The following is a 22706-nucleotide window of genomic DNA, read 5'->3' as shown; positions in this document are numbered from 1 at the left end:
TCAGCTTTCGCCCGCAAACCCTTGATTTTAGATGGTGCCCGAAGCCGGAATCGAACCGGCACGCCCTTACGAGCGGGGGATTTTAAGTCCCATGCGTCTACCAGTTTCGCCATTCGGGCGGTAGCGCTGTTGTAGTGCTCAAATCAGTCGACCAGAGAATCTGTCTTTGTTGAGCCTTTGAAGCAGAGCGGGAAATATATACATCACGTCCCGGTGAAGCAAGTTCACAGTGGCTGATTTCAAGACTAAATCTTGCAGTGCACTGAAAATAAAAAAGCTCCGTAAATCATGGATCTACGGAGCTTGTTTATAGTGGAGGCCGAGGTCGGAATCGAACCGGCGTAGGCGGATTTGCAATCCGCTGCATAACCATTTTGCTACTCGGCCTCAAACGATCGCTGTTTAGTAGCACAACAACAACCGCGTACAAACTTGGAGCGGGAAACGAGACTCGAACTCGCGACCCCGACCTTGGCAAGGTCGTGCTCTACCAACTGAGCTATTCCCGCTTGGTGTGGCGCATTCTATAGATTTCAGATGCCCCGTCAACCCTTTGATTCAAAAAAGTTTTATTTCTTTTCAACGTCGGTTTTCAGATGCGGCCAGGCGGCCCGCAGGTATTGAACCATCGACCACAACGTCAGGCCCGCCGAGATCATCAGCAAGGCGTAACCCAGCAGCACCCAGAAGCTGAAATCGCGGGGATTGGCCAGCAGGATCACCAGCGCCAGCATCTGCGCCGCGGTTTTCCACTTGCCGAGATTGGATACTGCTACATGAGCGCGAGCACCGAGTTCGGCCATCCATTCACGCAAGGCCGATACGACAATCTCGCGGCCGATGATGACGGCTGCGGGAAGTGTCAGCCACAAATTGCCGTGTTCCTGAACCAGCAGTACCAAAGCGACTGCCACCATCAGCTTGTCGGCAACCGGATCGAGAAACGCGCCGAACGGCGTGCTTTGTTCAAGGCGGCGGGCCAGATAGCCATCCAGCCAGTCAGTTGCCGCCGCAAAGGCGAATACCGAAGCGGAGGCCATGTAGCTCCACTGGTAAGGCAGGTAAAACAGCAAAATGAAGATCGGGATGAGCAGGACGCGGAGAACGGTAATCAGATTAGGGATATTCATCGGCACAACTGGCTACGAGGTGAGTTGGCATTCTACTCGCTATGCAGGTTTGCATAAATCGACTCTGCGAGCTTTTTACTGATCCCCGGTGCTTTGGCGATCTCTTCGATGCTTGCACGAGACAGCTCCTGCAATCCACCAAAATGTTTCAACAAGTCCCGACGTCGGGTCGGCCCGACACCCGCAACGCCTTCCAGCGTCGAGGTGCGGCGGGTCTTGCCGCGCCGCGCACGGTGGCCGGTGATTGCGAAGCGGTGCGCCTCGTCACGAATCTGCTGGATCAGGTGCAACGCCGGGGAATCGCCACGCAGCGTGAACTCATGCGCGGCATCATTGAGATACAAAGTTTCGAAGCCGGCCTTACGTGTTGCGCCCTTGGCCACACCCAGCAGGATCAGATCCGGCACCGCCAATTCATTGAGCACGTCACGGGCCATCGACAACTGACCTTTGCCGCCGTCCACCAACAGAATGTCCGGCAGCTTGCCCTCGCCATCCTTCAGTTTGCTGAAGCGCCGGGTCAACGCCTGGTGCATGGCTGCATAGTCATCACCCGCCGTGACGCCTTCAATGTTGTAACGACGATAGTCGGATTTGATCGCGCCTTCCGGGCCGAACACGACACAGGAAGCGACGGTGGCCTCACCACTGGAGTGACTGATGTCATAGCACTCAAGACGCTGCGGCGGCTCATCCAGGTTCAGCACTTCAGCCAGCGCATCGAAACGCGCAGCCGTGTGTTGACGATTGGCCAGGCGTGCGCCCAGCGCTTGCTCGGCATTGGTGACCGCCAACTGCTGCCATCGAGCTCGCGTGCCGCGTACCCGGTGGCTGATGCTCAGCTCCCGACCGCGCAGCTCGTGGATGGCGTCGATCAGAGCCGTGGCGTCTTCGGGAACCACGTTGACGATCAGTTCGCCTGGCAGGTCGCGCTCCGGACTGCTGATGTAGTACTGACCGAGGAACGCCGCCATGACTTCAGCGACCTCCTCCTCGATACCCACCTGCGGAAAGAAGTTCTTGCTGCCCAACACCCGACCGCCGCGCACACTGATCAAGTGAACGCAAGCGCCGCCCGGGTTGACGAAAGCTGCGATAACATCGATGTCGCCCGTTCCACCTTCCATGCTTTGCTGATCCTGAACACGGCGCAGCAAGGCAATCTGGTCACGCAACTCGGCGGCGCGCTCGAATTCGAGATTGATTGCCGCCTCTTCCATTGCCGTGGACAGCTCATTGGTCAGGGCATGACTGCGCCCCTCGAGAAACATCACCGAATGGCGTACATCCTCGGCGTAGACCTCAGGTTCGACCAGACCGACACAAGGCGCCTTGCAACGCTTGATCTGATATTGAAGACACGGGCGCGTGCGATTTTTGTAATAGCTGTCTTCGCACTGACGGACGAAAAAGGTCTTTTGCAAGAGGCTGAGGCTTTCGCGAATGGCCCCGGCGCTCGGGTACGGGCCGAAATACTTGCCCTTGGCCTTCTTCGCGCCACGGTGGATGCTCAGACGTGGGAATTGGCCGTCAGACAGAAAGACATAGGGATAGGACTTATCGTCGCGCAGCAGAATGTTGTACGGCGGCCGCCACTCTTTGATCAGCGTCTGCTCAAGCAGCAACGCCTCGGTTTCGTTGGCGGTAATGGTCGTTTCGACCTGCGCGATACGCCCGACTAGCGCAGCGGTTTTTGGCGCCAGCCCGGTCTTGCGAAAATAGCTGGCAAGGCGCTTCTTAAGGTTCTTGGCCTTGCCGACATACAGCAGGCGCGCATCGCTGTCGAACATGCGATAGACGCCGGGGCGCCCACTGACAGTCGCCAGGAAGGCGCCGGAATCGAATACTTCAGTCATGATCAGGCGCTGGCATCCACCATGCCGTGGCGCACAGCTAGCAACGTCAGCTCGACGTCACTGCTGATCGACAGCTTTTCGAAAATCCGGTAGCGGTAGGTGTTCACCGTTTTCGGCGACAGGCAGAGTTTGTCGGAGATGATCTGCACCTTCTGGCAGCCGACAATCATCAACGCGATCTGGATTTCCCGCTCGGACAAGGCGTCGAAAGGTGAATCGTTGGTTGGCTGGAACGATTTGATCGCCAGTTGCTGGGCAATCTGCGGGCTGATGTATCGCTGCCCGGCAAACACCAGACGGATCGCCTGAACCATTTCCGGCAAACCAGCGCCCTTGGTCAGGTAGCCGGCGGCACCAGCCTGTAACAGGCGCGTAGGAAATGGATCTTCCTCGCACACGGTCACCGCGACGACCTTGATGTCCGGGTGGCTGCGCAACAGCTTGCGCGTGGCCTCCAGGCCACCAATACCGGGCATCTTTACGTCCATCAGGACCACATCGGGTTTCAACTCACGGGCCTTGATCAGGGATTCTTCCCCGGACTCGGCCTGTCCAACCACCTGCAAGCCATCAATATCGGCCAGCATACGTGTAATGCCTGTACGAACGAGATCATGGTCGTCGACCACTAGCACCCTAATCAAGCAGACACCTCGCGATATGGTCTTATTGGGATGCCGGACACCTTAGCAAAAAGTGCCAGACAGACCTAGCGGCAAGCATCATTTAAAAAGTTTCAATTCATCATAGAAGGCTTGCCGGCCGTGGGTTTCAGAGCACAAGTGTACCGAAATCGAGCTCCATCCTCAGGAAACACTCGTCCTCACCGCACACCTTGAAGCCTTTTCTCTTATACAGACTTCGTGCCGGATTATTTTTGAATACTGTCAAACGCAGTGCTGACAGTTTTTCGCCGCGAGCCAAAGCGACAACCTGATCAATCGCCCAGGATCCTGCACCTTGCCTGCGAGAGACCTCGGCTATTTGCAGCTCGCGGATGTACAAGGCCCGGCGATCATGACTGAGACTGAAAAAACCCACAGGAACTTCACCAAGAAGGATCAGCCAGTTGTCCCGCCCATCCCAGGCAACGTCGAACGCTTCGTCCTGCCACAGCAGCTCGTGGTCAATGTAATAGCGCAGCATGTTCTGGCACGTCAGCTTTCGGGCGAACGCCCGATCTGCCGATTCGGCACGACGCAATGCCCAGGTCACAGGTCTACCGCCACGGGTACTACCCGCCCCTGCCATGCGCCGGCATCACGCCGGGCAATAACCAACACTTCACCCGGCCCTCGCGCCGCCACCACCAGCGTCCCGCTTTCAGACCAGAACGCGCTGCGACCCGCCGATTGCCATCCACCCGTGAGCCCGGCGTGATTGGCCATCAGCACCGCCATTGAGTGGTTTTGGGCATAGCCCTGCAGCAGCGCGCTATCCACGCCGTAGCCTTTTTCCCCGATCAGCACGCCTGCTGCGTACAGGTCGGCACCAAGATCGGCGGCCGCTGCCGCGTGACTGGCATGGGAAAAGTCAGCGCAGACCGCAAGCGCTACGGTATCGCCGCCAATGCTCAAGGACGAACCACCAGCACCTGGGGCATAGAAAAGCTCTTCGCCACTGTGCAGATGTTGTTTGCTGTAAACCTCAAGAGAACCATCCCCTCCTAATGTCAGCGCGCCGATCAATACCTTCGAACTGTCCCTATCGCGAATCGGCATACCGACGACAGCGGTGAGGCCTAGCTCGCGAGCGCAATCGCGCAAGGGTTGCAGCACAGCATCCTGCGGATCGATTGCCAGGTCTGCGGCCATCTGGCCTTCGTAGCCTGTCAGCGACAGCTCCGGGAACACCAGCAGCTCGACGCCCTGCTCCGCCGCCACGGCCATGAAGCGCAAATGACGGGCGAGGTTCGCCGCCAGATCACCGGCAATGGAGAGCGACTGGGCTGCAGCGACCGTGAACATCGACATGAATCATCCTTGGTGTTTGTGCAAAGCAACCAGTGTGTCACAACGCCTGCAGCACTCAAGCGATAGGTAACCTCCGCAATGGCGATAGCAATTTCTGATTGCTCAGCCGTACGGGCCTCTAGTAAGCTCGGCGCATTCATCGGAGACAAACCATGTTCAACGCCCTCTCACAGCTTCGTTCCGCCAGCGCCCTGCGCTCGGTTGCGGCTGCCCGGGCGAATGACGTTTGCGCTCCTGTCAGCTTTTATTTTGGGTATTGGTTTAGCCACTGGCGCGCCTGATACCCACCGGCGCCCATAAAAACGGGTCGCCTACCAGAGAATTCTCAACCCCCGGTCGGCCTCCCGACCGGGGGTTTTGTTTTTTCAGGCCCCAAATTTTTCAGCAACACACCAGAACTTTGAGGAATCACGACATGAACTACGTCACTTATTACCGTTACGACACTTTTACCGCCTGGCGATTTAGCAACCTCCGCTCGGGACAGCCTGCCGCCTCCGATCGGTCACCCACAGGTGGCAAGCACACACACGCAGCCAATCCGGCCAATTGTCGAACACCCCAGTAGGGCCGAGTGAGCGGGAAACACCCGCCGCCAGCCCAGGAATCCCGAATATGAACTCGTCTGTTTCTGCTCTGCCACTGACCACCCTTGATTCTGCCAACGAAGCACTGACCCTGCGTCTGCCCAGCGCATTGCAGCTCAAACAGCAATTGCCCCTGAGCAATGCCCTCGCCCAGCAAGTCGCAGCCCACCGCCAGGCGGTCCGCGCGATCCTCAATGGCGAAGACCATCGCCTGCTGGTCGTCGTCGGCCCTTGCTCGATTCACGACCCGCGATCCGCACTCGAATACGCCGAAAAACTTTCCCGCCTGGCCCATGAAGTCAGAGACGAGATGCTGCTGGTGATGCGCGCCTACATCGAAAAACCCCGCACCACCGTCGGCTGGAAAGGTCTGGCTTACGACCCGCACCTGGATGGCAGCGACGACATGGCTGGCGGCCTGACCCTGTCGCGTGAATTGATGCTTGAGATGATCCGCCTGGGCCTGCCCATCGCTACTGAGTTGCTGCAACCAATGGCGGCCGGCTACTTCGACGACCTGCTCAGTTGGGTTGCTATCGGTGCACGCACCACCGAATCGCAGATTCACCGGGAAATGGCCAGCGGCCTGAACATGCCCGTAGGTTTCAAGAACGGCACCGACGGTGGCGTAGGTGTAGCCGTCGACGCCATGCGCTCAGCAGCACATCCGCACCGACACTTCGGCGTCGACAGCCAAGGACACCCGGCGATTATCCAGACCCCGGGCAACCCCGACACTCATATAGTGCTGCGCGGCGGTCATCACGGTCCTAACTACGATCGCGAAAGCGTCGCCCGGGTACATGCCGACCTGAGCCGACTGAAAATTCCGAGCCGGATCATGGTCGACTGCAGCCACGCCAACAGCGGCAAGGACCCATTGCGCCAGCCCGACGTGTTCAACGAGGTGCTCGAACAACGCCTGCAAGGTGATCGCGCCTTGATCGGCATGATGATTGAGTCCCATCTGTTCGAGGGCTGCCAGCCTTTGAGCCCTGCACTGCGTTATGGCGTATCGATCACCGATGGTTGCCTGGGGTTCAGCGCGACGGAGCAGTTGCTGTCGAATGCCGCCAAGCGACTTCGAGCCTGATGATCCGAGCAGCCTTTGCGGGCTTATCAAAATCCCGCAAAGGCTGAGTCATCGCTCAGACTTCACCACCGGGTTATGCCCGCACCCGGATGCGTGTTATCTCGGAAGCCTGGCTGACATCATCCAGCCGCTCCACTGAATACGACACCTGCACCACAGTTTCCCGATGCTCTCGCCAGAAACGATAAGGCACGATGAATACCAAGGGCTCGCCTGCAGTTTCCCGGGTGATGTCCCGATCATCGCGGTGACTGAAATACTCACCATCGCATTTCAAGTAAACCAGCTCCCCCTCCTCGGCCTGGGCATTGCCGATCACCACGGTAATGCCATCCTCGGCATCTGCTACCTCCAGTTCGCCATCTTGCGCTTCCAGTACCTGCGGAGCTGCGAGCTCGCCTCGCATCAATGGCGCGATCAGAATTCGCGAGGTTGCAGAGTTCCTCACCTGCGCCGACCTTGATTCCACCCGGTAGCTGACGCTCACCTCCTGCATACGATGAGTGGCGATGCGATCTGCGGGTATCCAGAAAGACAGCGCTTCGCCGACAGCAAACGGCTCCACGAGCAACACATCACTGATCACCGGCAGTCCTTCGACACCTTGCCACGACAGGGTGACCCGGTCCCCGACAGCCATGCGGGCGTAAGGTCGCACGATAACGCCAGTGCCCTGCGGGACACGGGCCGGATCGAGCGTCCCGCCCACCGTCTCTTCAAGGATCGGAGCCAGCAGATCGGGTTCCGGATCACCCACATTCAGCTGCAAACGCCTGGATGACACGGGCTTCTGAAGCGCAACGCTGTACAGCGTCCAGTAAACCTCCAGCGAGCCGCGCTCCAGCGCTGCGATGTGCAAACCCTTTATGACAAAGACGAGTTCCTGACCCACCTGGTTTTCACTGACCGCACGAGTGGTTTCGTGAATATAGGGCAATCCTTCGTCATCCAGTCCTTGCCAGCTCAGCACAAGTTTGTCGCCGCACAACATGTTCGGGTAAGGCGCCACCCTGACGAATGCATGGTCCAGTGAAGGATCAAGCATTCCACCCTCCATAACCTCAAGCATCGGTGCAGGCAGCCACGAGTCTGGAGAGTCTGCCGCCGCAGAGGCGTGTCGATAGCAGAATTCGAAGTGGTCGCCGTCCACCTTCAAACTCAGAAGACGGTGTTCACCGGATTCATCCGCTACAGGGGACATATTTGACGCTGGTGCCACAGAAGAATCGCCGGTGGCTTCGTATATAGACATTCGTAGCTCCATTCCTTGGATAAAACGCCGCCGTGAAGGCCGCGTCGAACGAAATCCATTGAACACCATCCAGCGACCGGCGGAAGTCAGCACAACGCCTTCCGTCGGCAGGGTAAATACACCGCATGACGTAGGCTTACGAAGCAGAATCCAGCGATACCGGGCAAAAGATTGCCAAATGTTCCGACTACCCTCTCAAGCAGAAGCGAAAATTCGTACCGCTTTTAGTCCAATTTCCTGTCAGTACAGAGGATTTTTCAGACATCGCCGACCCGCAGGCCTGTTTTACAGTGGCACGCACCAACCACTGACAAGCATCTGCAAAAGAGGCAGGAACATGCAACGGAATGCGACAACCCGCTACCCCATCCTTTTGGTCCATGGCCTGTTCGGGTTTGACCGTATCGGCCATTTCGAGCTTTTTCATGATGTCAAGCAAGCGCTGAGGGAGGCAGGCGGGCAAGTGTTTGTGCCGCAGCTGTCCGCAACCCATGACAACGAAGTTCGCGGCCAGCAATTGATGTTCCAGATCGAGCGCGTTCTGCGAGGCACCGACGCCGGTAAAGTCAACCTGATCGGACATAGCCAGGGCGCGCTGGCATGCCGTTATGCCGCTGCGCTCGCGCCGGAGAAAGTCGCCTCGGTGACATCGGTCAGCGGCCCCAATCACGGCTCGGAACTGGCTGACGCCTTACGCCTGGCGCTGGTTCCAGGAGGCCTGCCGGAGCAGGTGGCGGAGCACGCTGCGACACAGTTTGCGCGATTCCTCTCGCTGCTCAGCGGTCAGCCGGGTCTGCCGCAGAACGCCGTAGCCGCACTCAATGCCCTGACGACTGCGGACGTCGGGCAATTCAACAAAAAATACCCTCAAGGCCTGCCTTCGACGTGGGGCGGCCAGGGGGCGGAACGGGTCAATGACGTCCACTACTACTCCTGGAGCGGCACGCTGCAGGACAATTTGTTGCAGGCTCTGGATCCAGTGCATTCCGTCTGCCACGCATTATCCAGCCATTTCGTCACGGAGGCCGGACAGAACGATGGTTTCGTGGGCCGTTACAGTTCTCACCTGGGCCGGGTCATCCGCTCCGACTATCCCCTCAATCACCTTGGCAGCTTGCGCCATCCGGGCGGGTTGCGAATACCCGGCGCGGATCCCGTCGACCTCTATGTCGAACACGCGATGCGCCTGAAAGCCGCGCAACTGTAGATGTACGTCAATGTACCGAGTGGAACTTTGCAGAGAAATCGCTTACTGAATCCGGTAGGCTCCACACTTTACTGAAATAGATTGGAGAATTTCCCCATGGCTAAAGCCACTGCCCGCCACATCCTGGTTTCCAGCGAAGACAAGTGCAACGAACTCAAGGCCCAGATCGAAGGCGGTGCTGATTTCGCCGAGGTCGCCAAGGCCAACTCCAGCTGCCCGTCCAGCCGTCAGGGTGGCGATCTGGGTTCCTTCGGTCCTGGCCAGATGGTCAAGGAATTCGACACCGTAGTCTTCAGCGCGCCAATCAACGTCGTGCAAGGCCCGGTGAAGACCCAGTTCGGTTATCACCTGCTCGAAGTCACCAGCCGTCAGGACTGATCCGTCGCCTGATTGCTGTCCCAACGGCCCGCCTTTTGGTGGGCCGTTGTGTTTTGGTTACAGGATACGGCTGGCGACTGACGCGCCGCTCGCGTACAAATTGCGCTTATCGATCACCCGGCTTTAAGGCTGACAATGCGACTGGCTTTCCCGACTTTACTGTTCACTGCCGTGGCCCTGCTATTGGGCGCCGCCGGTGTGAACGCCACCCCGCAACATGCGTTGACCGTCTATGGCGAACCTGCCAAATACCCGGCCGGTTTCAGCCACTTCGACTACACCAATCCGCAGGCGCCCAAGGGCGGCACCATGCGCCGCTCGGCGATAGAGATCGGGCATTTCGATCACATCCTGCCTTATATAGATAAAGGCATCGGCGTCACCCAGATCGACGGCATGCTCTATTCGCCGCTGGCCCAGCGCTCGATGGACGAGCCCTACACGGTCTATGGCCTGGTGGCGCAAAAGATGGAGCGCTCGGAGGATGGTCTGTCGCTGCGCTTCTTCATCGATCCCAAGGCGCGTTTTGCCGACGGCAAGCCGATCACTGCCGAGGACGTGCGCTACACCTATGACCTGTTGATGACCCAGGGCAGCCTGCGCTATCGCACGCAGTTCGCCGACGTCAAAGGCGTGGAAGTGGAAGCGCCGCTGACCGTGCGCTTCGATTTCAAGAGTAACGAGAACCGCACCCTGCCGCTGGACATTGCCACCCTGCCGGTGTTTCCCGAGCACTGGTGGAAAACCCGCGACTTCGCCGGTGGCGGTGGCTATGAACCACCACTGGGCAGCGGCCCGTATCGGGTCGGCAAGGTCGACTCCGGGCGCAGCATCACCTTTGAACGCAACCCCGACTGGTGGGGCAAGGACCTGCCGGTCAGTCGCGGCCTGTATAACTTCGATCACTTCAGCATCGAATATTTCGGCGACACCGATGTCGCCCGCCAGGTATTGCGCGGCGGTGCCTATGACTACAACCGCGAGTTTTCCGCCACCGGCTATTCGATCGGTTACGACAGCCCTGCGCTGAGTGACGGACGTTTGCAGAAAGCCCACCTGGCCACCGAGGCCCCGCAATCTGCGCAGGGCTTCGTGTTCAACCTGCAGAAACCGATGTTCCAGGATCGTCGGGTGCGCCAGGCGCTGGCGATGCTCTGGGATTTCGAGTGGAGCAACCGGCAGATGATGCGCAACATGTACATCCGCCAGCAGAGCTATTTCTCCAATACCGCACTGGCAGCCCGCGAGTTGCCGGATGCCGCCGAGCTGAAAATCCTCGAGCCGTTGCGCGGGCAGGTTCCCGACGAAGTGTTCACCCAGGTCTTCGAGGCGCCGAAAACCGATGGCAGCGGGCTGATCCGCGACAAGCAACTGCAAGCCCTGGAACTGCTCGAACAGGCTGGCTGGAAACCCGAGGGCGACCAACTGGTCAACGCCGAAGGCGAACCTTTGAGTTTCACCTTTCTGGTCAGCCAGAACGGTATGGATCGCCTGCTTCTGCCTTACAAGCGCACGCTGAAGCAGATCGGCATTGAGCTGAATATCCGTCGCATCGACTCCTCGCAATACGTCAATCGCCTGATGAGCCGTGATTACGACATGATCGTCACCGGCTACCCGGTCAGCACGTCTCCGGGGGGCGAGCTGCTCAACTACTTCGGTTCGATATCGGCCAACGACCCCGGCGCCAACAACTACATGGTGCTGAAGAATCCGGCGGTCGACACCCTGATCAACGGCCTGATCCGCGCCTCGACCCAAAGCGACATGTTGCACTACGCCCACGCTCTGGACCGGGTGCTGCAATGGAACTACTACTGGATTCCCAACTATTACCCGCCGGGCACCTCCACCGTCTGGTGGAACCGCTTCGGCATGCCGGCGATCCAGGCCAGCAATGACGAAGCCATCGAGAGCTGGTGGGAAATCAGCAGTACGCCGCTGACCAACCAGCAGATGACCGCCGAAAAAATCGGGCGTGGCAGACCCGGAGGACCGCACTGATGTGGGCATACATTCTGCGGCGACTGCTGCTGATCATTCCGACGCTGGTGATCATCCTGCTGGTCAATTTCGTGATCATTCAGGCGGCACCCGGCGGCCCGGTCGAACAGGCCATCGCCCATCTGCAAGGCATCGGCGGTGCGAGTGTCGGCGGCAGTTCCAGCGAGACCATGAGCAACACTTCGCGCGCCAGCCGTGGCCTCGATCCGCAACTGATCAAGGACATCGAAAAGCAGTACGGTTTTGACAAACCGGCGCATGAGCGGCTGTGGCTGATGCTCAAGAACTACGCGCAGCTGGACTTCGGCAAAAGCTTTTTCCGCGGTGCGACGGTCACCGATCTGATTCTGGAAAAAATGCCGGTGACCATTTCCCTCGGCTTGTGGGCGACGCTGATCACCTATCTGGTGTCGATCCCGCTGGGCATCCGCAAAGCGGTGCATCACGGCAGCCATTTCGACATCTGGAGCAGCACCGCGATCATCATCGGCTACGCGATGCCGGCGTTTCTGTTCGCAATGTTTCTGATCGTGGTGTTTGCCGGCGGCACCTCATTGAACTGGTTTCCAGTGCGCGGTCTGGTCTCGGACAACTTCGAATCGCTGTCGACCCTGGGCAAGATTGCCGATTACTTCTGGCACCTGGTGTTGCCGGTGACGGCGCTGGTGATTGGCGGCTTCGCCACGCTGACGATTCTCACCAAGAATTCGTTCCTCAATGAAATCACCCGCCAGTACGTAGTCACCGCCCGCGCCAAAGGCTTGAGCGAGCGCCGCGTGCTTTACGGCCATGTGTTCCGCAATGCGATGCTGCTGGTGGTCTCGGGGATTCCGCAGGCGTTCATCAGTGTGTTCTTTGCCGGTTCGCTGTTGATCGAAGTGATCTTCTCTCTCGACGGCCTCGGCCGCATGAGTTACGAAGCGGCGGTTTCTCGCGACTATCCGGTGGTGTTCGGCTCGCTGTTCATCTTCACCCTGTTCGGCCTCCTGATAAAACTGATCGGCGACTTGTGCTACACCCTGGTCGACCCACGTATCGACTTCGCCGCGAGGAACGCCTGATGTTCAAGCTCTCGCCTCTGGGCCGTCGCCGTTTCGCGCGATTCAAGAAAAACCGCCGTGGCTGGTGGTCGTTGTGGCTGTTTATCGGACTGTTCGTGGTGACGCTGGGCGGTGAACTGATCGCCAATGACAAACCACTGGTGGTCAGCTATCAGAACCAGCTCTACTTCCCGGTCTTCAAGCGCTACACCGAACAGGAGTTTGGCGGGCAATTGCCGTTCCAGGCCGATTATCGCAGTGACTATGTGCAGAACCTGATCCGCAAGGACGGTGGCTGGCTGCTGTTCCCGCCAATCCCGTTCAGCGACGACACGCCCAACTACGACCTCAATCAACCTGCGCCGAGCCCGCCCTCAAAGGTCAACTGGCTCGGCACCGACGATCAGGCGCGTGATGTGTTGGCGCGGGTGATTTTCGGTGCCCGGGTATCGATCCTGTTTGCCCTGATGCTGACCGCCGTCAGCGCGCTGATCGGCATAGCTGCCGGCGCCCTGCAAGGCTATTACGGCGGTTGGGTCGATCTGCTCGGGCAGCGTTTGCTGGAGGTCTGGAGCGGATTGCCGGTGCTGTACCTGCTGATCATTTTGTCCGGCTTTGTCGAGCCGAATTTCTGGTGGCTGCTGGGGATCATGGCGCTGTTTTCATGGCTGGCACTGGTGGATGTGGTGCGCGCCGAGTTCCTGCGCGGGCGTAATCTGGAATACGTCAAAGCGGCGCGCGCGTTGGGCCTGAGCGACCGCAAGGTGATTTTCCGGCACATCCTGCCCAATGCGATGAACGCGACGCTGAGTTACTTGCCGTTCATTCTCACCGGCGCAATTTCCACCCTTACCGCTCTCGACTTCCTCGGTTTCGGCATGCCCGCCGGCAGTGCCTCGCTGGGCGAGCTGATTGGCCAGGGCAAACAGAATCTGCAAGCGCCGTGGCTCGGGCTGACGGCATTCTTCACCCTGGCGCTGATTCTTTCTTTACTGGTGTTCATCGGCGAAGCGTTACGTGACGCGTTCGACCCTCGATCCTGAAGTGTGACCATGACTGATAACCTGATCGAAATCCGTGACCTGAACGTCGCCTTCCATGGCCAGCCGGCGGTGCGCGACCTGTGCCTGGACATCCGGCCCGGCGAGTGCCTGGCGCTGGTCGGCGAGTCGGGCTCGGGCAAATCGGTGACTGCGCATTCGATTCTGCAGTTGCTCCCCGAAGGCGATGCGCAAACCAGCGGCAGCATTCGCTATCGCGGTCAGGAGCTGCTCGGCGCCGATCCGAAGGTCCTGCGTGAACTGCGCGGCAACCGGATCGCGATGATCTTTCAGGAGCCGATGACCTCGCTCAATCCGCTGCACACCATCGAAAAGCAAATCGGTGAAACGCTGCTGGTGCATCGTGGCCTGGGCGGTAAAGCGGCGCAGCAGCGGATTCTTGAACTGCTGGAACTGGTGGGCATTCAGAAGCCCAAAGAGCGCCTCAAGGCCTATCCGCATCAACTGTCCGGCGGCCAGCGGCAACGAGTAATGATTGCCATGGCGCTGGCTTGCGAGCCGGAACTGCTGATCGCTGACGAGCCGACCACGGCGCTGGATGTGACAGTGCAACGCAAGATCCTGCTGCTGCTCAAATCCCTGCAACAACGCCTGGGCATGTCGCTGCTGCTGATCAGTCACGACCTCAATCTGGTGCGCAGCATTGCGCAACGGGTGTGCGTGATGAAGGCTGGCGAAATCGTCGAGCAAGCCCCGTGCGAAACCCTGTTTACCGAGCCAAAGCATCCTTACAGCTGCGTGCTGCTCAACGCCGAGCCGGAAGGCGAAGCCCTGCCCCGCGATGAACGCGAGAACGTGCTGGAGGTGGATGATCTGCGCGTCGAGTTCGTCGTCGGTGGCGGGCTGTTCCAGCGCAAACAATATTTGCGCGCGGTGGACGGCATCAGCCTGAATATCCAGCGCGGCAAAACCCTGGGCATTGTCGGTGAGTCCGGTTCGGGCAAGTCGACCCTGGGTCAGGCGATTCTGCGGTTGCTCGATTCCGAGGGCAGTATCCGTTTTCAGGGCACCGCCCTCGACGGCCTCGATCAGAAGCAATTGCGACCATGGCGTCGGCAGATGCAGGTGGTGTTTCAGGATCCGTTCGGCAGCCTCAGTCCACGGATGTCGGTGGCGCAAATCATCAGCGAAGGGCTGGAGGTACACTGTCAGTCCAGCGCCGATGAGTGCGATGCACAGGTGATCCGTGTACTCAAGGAAGTCGGCCTGGATCCGGAAAGCCGTCATCGCTACCCGCACGAATTTTCCGGCGGTCAGCGCCAGCGCATCGCCATCGCCAGGGCACTGGTGCTGAAACCGGCGCTGATCCTGCTCGACGAGCCGACCTCGGCCCTTGATCGTACCGTGCAGAAACAAGTGGTCGCCCTGCTCCGCGATCTTCAGGAAAAACACGGCCTGACCTACCTGTTCATCAGCCACGACCTGGCGGTGGTGCGGGCGCTGGCGCATGACATGATCGTGATCAAGGACGGCAAAGTGGTTGAGCGCGGTGCCAGCCATGATGTGTTCGACTCACCGCAGCATCCTTACACCAAAGAGCTGTTGGCAGCGGCGCATCCGGGGTAGGCATAATCGGCGCTTGCCTTGATACCGAGTCGCGGCCTTCGCGAGCAAGCCCGCTCCCACAGGGATTCGGGTTGTACCCAAATATGGGGTACCCCAGAGAAACCTGTGGGAGCTGGCTTGCCAGCGAAGAGGCCCGAACAGACAACTCAAACTCCGGATCCGCCAACCCATGAACACCACCGAAAGCCTCAAGGACTACCAACGCGTGCGCACGCTGGCGATCCGCTCGCTGTTCGAGATCATCGAGCAGTCCAGCGAAGGCACGGTGATTGTCGATCGTGACGCGAACATCGTCTGGATGAACGAGCGCTATGCGCGGCGTTTCGGTCTTGAGTCAGCGAAAAAAGCCATCGGCCAACCCTGCGAAAGCGTGATCCCCGGCAGCTTGTTGCGTGAAGTGGTGCGCACCGGCCGGCCGATCCTGCTGGACATGCAGGACACGCCGAAAGAGCCGCTGGTGGTGATGCGCCTGCCGATCCACGACGATGTTGGCGCAGTGATCGGCGCCATCGGGTTTGCTCTGTTCGACGAATTGCGCAGCCTGTCACCGATGCTCAAGCGCTACCTGAGCATGCAGGAAGAACTGGCTTCGACCCGCTCGCTGCTGCGGGCGCGGCAGACCAAATACAACTTCGCCCATTTCATCGGCACCAGCAGCGCCAGCCTCGAAGTCAAACGCCGTGCCCGCCGCAGTGCGAGCACCGATTCACCCGTGTTGTTGCTCGGCGAAACCGGCACCGGCAAGGAGTTGCTGGCTCAGGCGATTCACAGCGCTTCGCCACGGGCACATAAAGCCTTCGTCAGCATCAACAGCGCCGCAATCCCGGAGGCGTTGCTCGAAGCGGAATTCTTCGGCACCGCGCCTGGCGCGTTTACCGGCGCCGACCGCAAGGGTCGCACCGGCAAGTTGCAGATCGCTCAGGGCGGTACGCTGTTTCTCGATGAGATCGGCGACATGCCGTTGCCGCTGCAAAGCAAACTGCTGCGGGTGCTGCAGGAAAAGGAGTTCGAACCGGTTGGCTCCAACGACGTGATCCAGAGCGATGTACGAGTGATCGCGGCGACTTCGACCGATCTGCAAGGCGCGATCAAGCGCGGTGAGTTCCGCGCCGACCTGTATTACCGACTTAACGTGCTGCCGATCCAGGTTCCGCCGCTGCGCGAACGTCTCGACGATCTGCCGGCACTCAGCGAGGCGATTCTTGAAGAACTGCGCAGTCAGCATGAGCTGAGTCGCGCAGCGCTGGATCTGCTCGGGCAACATGCGTGGCCGGGCAACATCCGCGAATTGCGCAACGTGCTGGAGCGCGCGGCGCTGCTCAGCGATGACCTGATCCTCACCGAAGAGGATATTCGCGCGGCCATCGGCACCTTTACCCCGGTTGAGCGTCCGTCGGTTTCGACGCTGGAACCGTTGGCCGAGGAGACATTCGCCGAGGCACGGCAGCGGTTTGAGCGGCAGTTGATCCAGTCTGCCCTCGCGCAATGTGCAGGCAAAGTGCCGGAGGCGGCGGCTCGACTGGGACTGGGACGCTCGACGCTGTACAAGAAGATGCTGGCCTTGGGCATCACCGAGTCTCAATAAAGAGACTTAAGTCTCCACAAAAAGACAACAACAAAAGCTTCGCGAGCAAGCCCGCTCCCACAGGGGATATGCATTCCAACTGTGGGAGCGGGCTCGCTCGCGAAGGCGTCCGCCCTCTCTACAAAAATCTCAAAAGAGAGACAGCTCTTCAACTCTCAACACGCTTCAACCAATAAAACCCTTATATTTCAATGACTTGAGCATCTGGCACAGATCTCGCTAACACCTCTACTGCATCCGCTTCACCCACAAAAATAACAATCCCTGGAGACACTCCATGAGTGTGATCATCGCCTTGGCAGCCCTCGCGCTGCTGATGCTCGCCGCCTACCGTGGCTACAGCGTCATCCTCTTCGCCCCGATTGCCGCCCTCGGCGCTGTCCTGCTGACCGATCCTTCTGCCGTCGCCCCTGCCTTTACCGGCGTGTTCATGGAGAAAATGGTCGGTTTCATCAAACTGTATTTCCCGGTATTCCTGCTCGGTGCCGTGTTCGGCAAGTTGATCGAATTGTCGGGGTTCTCCCGTTCGATCGTAGCCGCAGCGATTCGCTTGCTCGGCACCCGTCAGGCGATGCTGGTGATCGTGCTGGTCTGCGCCCTGCTCACTTACGGCGGCGTGTCGTTGTTCGTGGTGGTGTTTGCGGTGTATCCATTTGCCGCGGAAATGTTCCGCCAGAGCAATATCCCCAAGCGCCTGATCCCGGCGACCATCGCCCTCGGCGCGTTCTCCTTCACCATGGACGCCCTGCCCGGCACGCCACAGATTCAAAACATCATCCCCAGCACCTTCTTCAATACCACCGCGTGGGCCGCGCCGTGGCTGGGGGTGATCGGCACGATTTTCGTGTTCTGCGCCGGCATGCTGTTCCTGCAGCGCCAACGCAACAAGGCCCAGCGTGCTGGCGAAGGTTACGGCACCGAGCTGCGTAACGAGCCGGAAACCGCCGAAGACCTGAAACTGCCGAACCCATGGATCGCCCTGTCGCCGCTGCTGGCGGTGGGCATCATGAACCTGCTGTTCACCCAGTGGATTCCGCAGTGGTACGGCAAGACCCACAGCCTCGCGTTGCCGGGGATGGCCACGCCGGTGACCACGGAAATCGCCAAGCTCACCGCAATCTGGGCGGTGCAGGCGGCATTGCTGATCGGCATCCTGATGGTGTTGGTGTTCGGCTTCAAGGCGATCCGCAGCAAACTCGCCGAAGGCAGCAAAAGCGCGGTCAGCGGTGCACTGCTGGCGGCGATGAACACCGCCTCGGAATACGGTTTCGGTGCGGTAATCGCTTCGTTGCCGGGCTTTCTGGTACTGGCCGACTGGCTCAAGCAAATCCCCAATCCGCTGGTCAACGAAGCGATCACCGTGACCCTGCTGGCGGGTATCACCGGTTCGGCGTCGGGCGGCATGAGCATTGCTCTGGCGGCGATGTCCGAGCAATTCATCGCGGCGGCGCACGCGGCGAACATTCCGCTGGAAGTGCTGCACCGCGTGGCCGCGATGGCCAGCGGCGGCATGGACACCCTGCCGCACAACGGCGCGGTGATCACCCTGCTGGCGGTCACTGGCCTGACCCACCGCGAGGCCTATAAAGACATTTTCTGTATTACGCTGATCAAGACCCTGGCGGTCTTCGTAGTGATCGGCACTTTCTACGCCACTGGCATTGTGTGAGGTATTCATGACGACTCTTTCGGGCAAGACCGCACTGGTCACCGGCTCCACCAGCGGCATCGGTCTGGGCATCGCGCTGAGCCTGGCCAAGGCCGGCGCCAATCTGATTCTCAACGGTTTCGGTGATGCGTCGAGCGTGATCGCAGAAGTCGGCCAGTTTGGCGGCAAGGTCGGTCATCATCCGGCGGACGTCAGCGATCCGGCGCAGATTGCCGACATGATCGCTTACGCCGAACGCGAATTCGGCGGCGTCGACATTCTGGTCAACAACGCCGGGATTCAGCACGTGGCGGCCGTGGAGGAGTTTCCGGTGGAGCGCTGGGACTCGATCATCGCGATCAACTTGTCATCGGTGTTCCACAGCACCCGCCTCAGCTTGCCGGGGATGCGCGCCAAGGGCTGGGGGCGGATCGTCAACATTGCCTCGGTGCACGGCCAGGTCGGCTCGACCGGCAAAGCCGCGTATGTTGCGGCCAAGCACGGCGTGATTGGTTTGACCAAAGTGGTCGGCCTCGAAACGGCTACCAGTAACGTCACCTGCAACGCGATCTGTCCGGGCTGGGTATTGACGCCGCTGGTGCAGAAACAGATCGATGATCGTGCCGCCAAAGGCGTCGATCCGCAGCAGGCGCAGCATGATTTGCTGGCGGAGAAGCAGCCGTCGCTGGAGTTCGTCACGCCGCAGCATCTTGGGGAATTGGTGTTGTTTCTATGCAGCGAGGCTGGCAGCCAGGTGCGCGGGGCGGCGTGGAATATTGATGGGGGGTGGTTGGCGCAGTAATGCTGCGCCCCTGTGGGAGCGAGCCTGCTCGCGATAGCGGTGTATCAGCCAACATCAATGTTGAGTGTAATTCCGCTATCGCGAGCAGGCTCACTCCTACAAGTGATGTGTCATGAACAACACAACAAGAGGCAAACCAATGTCCGACCTCCTCTGGCAACCCGACGCCGAGCGTATCGCCCAATCGCGCATGGATCAGTTCCGCCGCGACATCAATCAGCGCCATGGCCTGGCGCTGAGCAGCTACACCGACCTGCACCGCTGGAGCGTGGAACAGCGCGAAGCGTTCTGGCAGGCGATCGTCGATTTCTTCGACATCCGCTTTCACACCCAGCCCGACGCCGTCCTGCGTGAAGGCGCGCAGATGCCCAGTGCCGAATGGTTTCCCGGTGCGACCCTGAACTTTGCCGAGCACCTGCTGCGCCGTCGTGACGATGCAGTCGCGGTGATTGCCGTGGCGGAAAACGGTCAGCGCGAACAGCTGACCTGGGCCGAACTGGCCGAGCACGTCGCCGGTTTTCAGGCCAGCCTGCAAGCCGCCGGTGTCGGCCTCGGCGACCGCGTGGCCGCGTGCATACCCAACACCTGGCAGACTCTGGTGGCGATGCTCGCGACCACCAGCCTCGGGGCGATCTGGTCGTGCTCGTCGCCGGACTTCGGCACCCACGGCGTGATCGACCGTTTCGGCCAGATCGAACCCAAAGTGTTGATCACCTGCGCCGGCTACCGTTACGCCGGCAAAGACATCAACCAGACCAGCAAGATCAACGAAATCCTCGCGCAACTGCCATCGCTGCAGCAGTTGATCATCGTGCCCTACGCTCGCGCGCAGACCCGTACCGAGGATTACCAAACCCACGCCAACGTGACGTTGTGGGACGAGTTCTACCAACCCGGCGGCGAACCGCGGTTTGTCCCGGTGCTGTTCAATCACCCGTTGTACGTGTTGTATTCCAGTGGCACCACCGGCGTACCGAAATGCATCGTGCACAGTACTGGCGGCGTGTTGCTGCAGCATGCCAAGGAACACGGACTGCACGTCGATCTCGGCCCCGGTGACCGGTTGTTCTACTACACCACTTGCGGCTGGATGATGTGGAACTGGCTGGTCTCGGCCCTCGCGGTCGGCAGCGCGGTGGTGCTGTATGACGGCTCGCCGTTTCACCCGGGCCATGAGCGCTTGCTCGACCTGATCGACGACGAGCGCATCAGTGTGTTCGGCACTAGCCCCAAGTTTCTCGCGACACTGGAAAGCAGCGGTTTAAAGCCTGCGCACAGCCATGATCTGAGTAGCCTGAAGACCCTGCTCTGCACCGGCTCCGCGCTGTCGCCGCAGAGTTATGACTTCGTCTACCGCGACTTCAAGCCCGATGTGTGCCTGGCGTCGATGTCCGGCGGCACCGATGTGGTGTCGTGCTTCGTCAACGGTAATCCGCTGTCGGCGGTGCGCCGCGGCGAAATCATGGGCAAGAGCCTGGGCATGGCGGTTGAAGTGTGGAACGACGCCGGCGTTGCCGTGATCGGCGAAAAAGGCGAGCTGGTCTGCACCCGGCACTTCCCGGCGATGCCCGTCGGGCTGTGGCATGACCCTGACGGCGCAAAACTGCGCAAATCCTATTTCAGCCTGTTCCCCGGTGTCTGGGCCCAGGGCGACTACGCCGAGCAATTGCCCCACGGCGGGATGCTGATCCACGGCCGCTCCGACGCCGTGCTCAACCCCGGCGGCGTGCGCATTGGCACGGCGGAAATCTATCGTCAGGTCGAGAAAGTCCCGCAGGTGCTGGACAGCGTGGCGATCGGACAGCAATGGCAGGACGATGTGCGCGTAGTGCTGTTTGTCCGTCTGCAGGACGGAGTGACGCTGGATGACCATCTGCAACAGCAGATCCGCCAGGTGATCCGCGCCAACACCACACCGCGCCACGTGCCGGCGAAGATCGTCGCGGTGACCGATATTCCGCGCACCATCAGCGGCAAGGTGGTGGAACTCGCGGTGCGCAATGTGGTGCATGGCGAGCCGGTGAAAAATACCGATGCGCTGGCCAATCCCGAGGCCTTGGAGCAGTTCCGCAATCGCCCGGAGCTGTCCGATTAGCACGCCATGCCCTTGTGGGAGCGGGCTTGCTCGCGAAAGCGGTGTGTCAGTCCCGCTGATATCGACTGATGGATTGCATTCGCGAGCAAGCCCGCTCCCACAGGGGTGAGGTGTTAATCCATCAGGCCCCAATCGCCTGATGTGGTGGGCGCAGGCAGCGGCCGCGCAATCGCCTGGAGCTGTCGGACTGATCCCTCATGCCCTTGTGGGAGCGGGCTTGCTCGCGAAAGCGGTGTGCCAGTCCCGCTGATATCGACTGATGGATTGCATTCGCGAGCAAGCCCGCTCCCACAGGGGTGGGGTGTTAATCCATCAGGCCCCAATCGCCTGATGTTGTGGGTGCGGGCGCCGGGCCCGCCTCGGTGTGCAGTTTCAAACGCAGGCGCAGATTGTTCTGCGAATCGGCATGCTTGAGCGCTTCGTCCTCACTGATCACGCCCTCCACCACCAGCCCGTACAGCGCCGCGTCGAAGGTCTGCATGCCGACCTCGCCGGACTTTTCCATGATGCCCTTGAGTTCGCCCAACTCGTTGCGGCGGATCAGGTCGGCGATGGTCGGGGTGCCAAGCATCACCTCGACCGCCGCCCGGCGCTGACCGTCCAGCGTACGCACCAGCCGTTGCGAGACGAACGCCTTGAGATTGTTGCCCAGTGCATGCAATAGCTGCGGGCGGCGTTCTTCGGGGAACAGATTGACGATACGGTCCAGCGCCTGATTGGCGTTGTGCGCATGCAGCGTCGACAGCACCAGGTGCCCGGTGTCGGCAAATGTCAGCGCATGCTCCATGGTTTCGCGGTCACGGATTTCGCCGATCAGCACCACGTCCGGGGCCTGGCGCAGGGTGTTTTTCAGCGCCGCATGGAAGCTGCGGGTATCGACGCCGACTTCGCGTTGATTGATGATCGAGCGCTGGTGTCGATGGATATACTCCACCGGGTCTTCGATGGTGATGATGTGCCCGCTGCTGTGGCGGTTGCGGTGATCGATCAGCGCGGCCAGCGAAGTGGACTTGCCGGAGTCGGTGGCGCCAACGAACAGGATCAGCCCCTGTTTGAGCATTACCGTTTCCAGCAATACCGGCGGCAGTTTCAGGTCTTCGAAGCGCGGGATATCGAGTTTGACGTTGCGGATTACAATTGACACGTCATTGCGTTGCTTGAAGACGTTCACCCGAAAACGCCCGATGCCCGTACGGGAAATCGCCAGGTTCATTTCCAGATCCCGATCGAACTCGCGCCGTTGCTCGGCGTCCATCAGGGAGTTGGCGATGGTCTCGACCTCGCCGGGCTTGAACGGCCGCTCGCTGAACGGCGTCAGCACGCCATCGATGCGCGCACTGGGTGGCGCTCCCGTGGACAGGAACAGGTCAGAGCCGTGCTGGCTCGACAGACGGAGCAACAGTGCATCGATTTCCATGGCAATAAGCAC

General features: G+C 59.9%; 18 protein-coding genes and 3 tRNA genes. 11 read left to right on the top strand and 10 right to left on the bottom strand.

Features of this window, described 5'->3' with window-relative positions:
• Window positions 1–32: 32 nt before the first annotated feature.
• From KCG87_RS07245 to KCG87_RS07210, 8 genes are all read right to left on the bottom strand, one after another.
• A tRNA-Leu gene (locus tag KCG87_RS07245) sits at window positions 33–119 on the bottom strand.
• Between the two features lie 194 nt (window positions 120–313).
• Window positions 314–387 (bottom strand) — tRNA-Cys (locus tag KCG87_RS07240).
• A 46-nt stretch (window positions 388–433) separates the two neighbouring features.
• Window positions 434–509 (bottom strand) — tRNA-Gly (locus KCG87_RS07235).
• A 60-nt stretch (window positions 510–569) separates the two neighbouring features.
• Complete coding sequence (gene pgsA / locus KCG87_RS07230) at window positions 570–1130, bottom strand: CDP-diacylglycerol--glycerol-3-phosphate 3-phosphatidyltransferase (protein ID WP_003225417.1); 561 nt, start codon at window positions 1128–1130, stop codon at window positions 570–572.
• Between the two features lie 32 nt (window positions 1131–1162).
• Complete coding sequence (gene uvrC / locus KCG87_RS07225; protein ID WP_027612674.1) at window positions 1163–2986, bottom strand: excinuclease ABC subunit UvrC; 1824 nt, start codon at window positions 2984–2986, stop codon at window positions 1163–1165.
• Window positions 2987–2988: 2 nt separating this feature from the next.
• Window positions 2989–3630, bottom strand: a complete 642-nt coding sequence (gene uvrY, locus KCG87_RS07220) for a UvrY/SirA/GacA family response regulator transcription factor (protein WP_024012761.1) — start codon at window positions 3628–3630, stop codon at window positions 2989–2991.
• Between the two features lie 127 nt (window positions 3631–3757).
• Window positions 3758–4201 (bottom strand): GNAT family N-acetyltransferase, encoded by a 444-nt coding sequence (locus tag KCG87_RS07215; protein ID WP_210557270.1) that lies wholly within the window; start codon window positions 4199–4201, stop codon window positions 3758–3760.
• The gene (locus tag KCG87_RS07210; protein ID WP_210557272.1) at window positions 4198–4959 is read right to left on the bottom strand and encodes a carbon-nitrogen hydrolase family protein; all 762 of its coding nucleotides are present in this window, start codon (window positions 4957–4959) and stop codon (window positions 4198–4200) included. The genes KCG87_RS07215 and KCG87_RS07210 overlap by 4 nt, the downstream gene beginning before the upstream one ends.
• A 615-nt stretch (window positions 4960–5574) precedes the next feature.
• Between KCG87_RS07210 and KCG87_RS07205 the strand changes: the two genes are divergently transcribed.
• A complete protein-coding gene (locus KCG87_RS07205) occupies window positions 5575–6639 on the top strand; it encodes a 3-deoxy-7-phosphoheptulonate synthase (protein ID WP_210557274.1) in 1065 nt (354 codons plus the stop codon).
• A 73-nt stretch (window positions 6640–6712) separates the two neighbouring features.
• Here the strand turns inward: KCG87_RS07205 and KCG87_RS07200 are convergent, their stop codons facing one another.
• Window positions 6713–7891: a hypothetical protein gene (locus KCG87_RS07200; protein WP_210557276.1), complete on the bottom strand. Its 1179-nt coding sequence runs from the start codon at window positions 7889–7891 to the stop codon at window positions 6713–6715.
• A 337-nt stretch (window positions 7892–8228) separates the two neighbouring features.
• Between KCG87_RS07200 and KCG87_RS07195 the strand changes: the two genes are divergently transcribed.
• The 10 genes from KCG87_RS07195 (at window position 8229) to KCG87_RS07150 (ending at window position 21277) form a co-directional block, all read left to right on the top strand.
• A complete protein-coding gene (locus KCG87_RS07195) occupies window positions 8229–9098 on the top strand; it encodes a triacylglycerol lipase (RefSeq protein ID WP_210557278.1) in 870 nt (289 codons plus the stop codon).
• A 96-nt stretch (window positions 9099–9194) separates the two neighbouring features.
• Window positions 9195–9476 carry a peptidylprolyl isomerase gene (locus KCG87_RS07190; protein WP_039758565.1) on the top strand — a complete coding sequence of 94 codons (282 nt, stop codon included), beginning with the start codon at window positions 9195–9197 and terminating at the stop codon, window positions 9474–9476.
• Window positions 9477–9611: 135 nt separating this feature from the next.
• Complete coding sequence (locus KCG87_RS07185; RefSeq protein WP_139053683.1) at window positions 9612–11480, top strand: extracellular solute-binding protein; 1869 nt, start codon at window positions 9612–9614, stop codon at window positions 11478–11480.
• Entirely contained in the window at window positions 11480–12541 is a 1062-nt protein-coding gene (locus KCG87_RS07180) for a microcin C ABC transporter permease YejB (RefSeq protein WP_027612667.1), read from the top strand. The genes KCG87_RS07185 and KCG87_RS07180 overlap by 1 nt, the downstream gene beginning before the upstream one ends.
• Window positions 12541–13563, top strand: a complete 1023-nt coding sequence (locus tag KCG87_RS07175; protein ID WP_098964175.1) for an ABC transporter permease — start codon at window positions 12541–12543, stop codon at window positions 13561–13563. Before KCG87_RS07180 ends, KCG87_RS07175 begins: the two co-directional genes overlap by 1 nt.
• A gap of 9 nt (window positions 13564–13572) precedes the next feature.
• Entirely contained in the window at window positions 13573–15147 is a 1575-nt protein-coding gene (locus KCG87_RS07170) for an ABC transporter ATP-binding protein (RefSeq protein ID WP_135295905.1), read from the top strand.
• A gap of 169 nt (window positions 15148–15316) precedes the next feature.
• Window positions 15317–16732, top strand: coding sequence for a sigma 54-interacting transcriptional regulator (locus KCG87_RS07165; RefSeq protein WP_210557280.1), 1416 nt, complete (start codon window positions 15317–15319; stop codon window positions 16730–16732).
• Window positions 16733–17009: 277 nt separating this feature from the next.
• Window positions 17010–18401, top strand: a complete 1392-nt coding sequence (locus KCG87_RS07160) for a GntP family permease (RefSeq protein WP_027612663.1) — start codon at window positions 17010–17012, stop codon at window positions 18399–18401.
• Between the two features lie 7 nt (window positions 18402–18408).
• Window positions 18409–19182 carry a 3-hydroxybutyrate dehydrogenase gene (hbdH, locus tag KCG87_RS07155; RefSeq protein ID WP_047294787.1) on the top strand — a complete coding sequence of 258 codons (774 nt, stop codon included), beginning with the start codon at window positions 18409–18411 and terminating at the stop codon, window positions 19180–19182.
• Window positions 19183–19321: 139 nt separating this feature from the next.
• On the top strand, window positions 19322–21277 hold the full coding sequence (locus tag KCG87_RS07150; protein WP_210557282.1) for an acetoacetate--CoA ligase: 1956 nt from the start codon (window positions 19322–19324) through the stop codon (window positions 21275–21277).
• 304 nt (window positions 21278–21581) lie between these two features.
• Here the strand turns inward: KCG87_RS07150 and KCG87_RS07145 are convergent, their stop codons facing one another.
• Entirely contained in the window at window positions 21582–22694 is a 1113-nt protein-coding gene (locus tag KCG87_RS07145) for a PilT/PilU family type 4a pilus ATPase (protein WP_150368395.1), read from the bottom strand.
• Window positions 22695–22706 lie beyond the last annotated feature (12 nt).

Source organism: Pseudomonas sp. MWU347, from assembly GCF_017947305.1.
GTDB classification, from domain to species: Bacteria; Pseudomonadota; Gammaproteobacteria; order Pseudomonadales; family Pseudomonadaceae; genus Aquipseudomonas; species Aquipseudomonas putida_A.
Note: the sequence above shows the minus strand (reverse complement) of the source record. Positions and strands in the feature narration are given on the sequence as shown.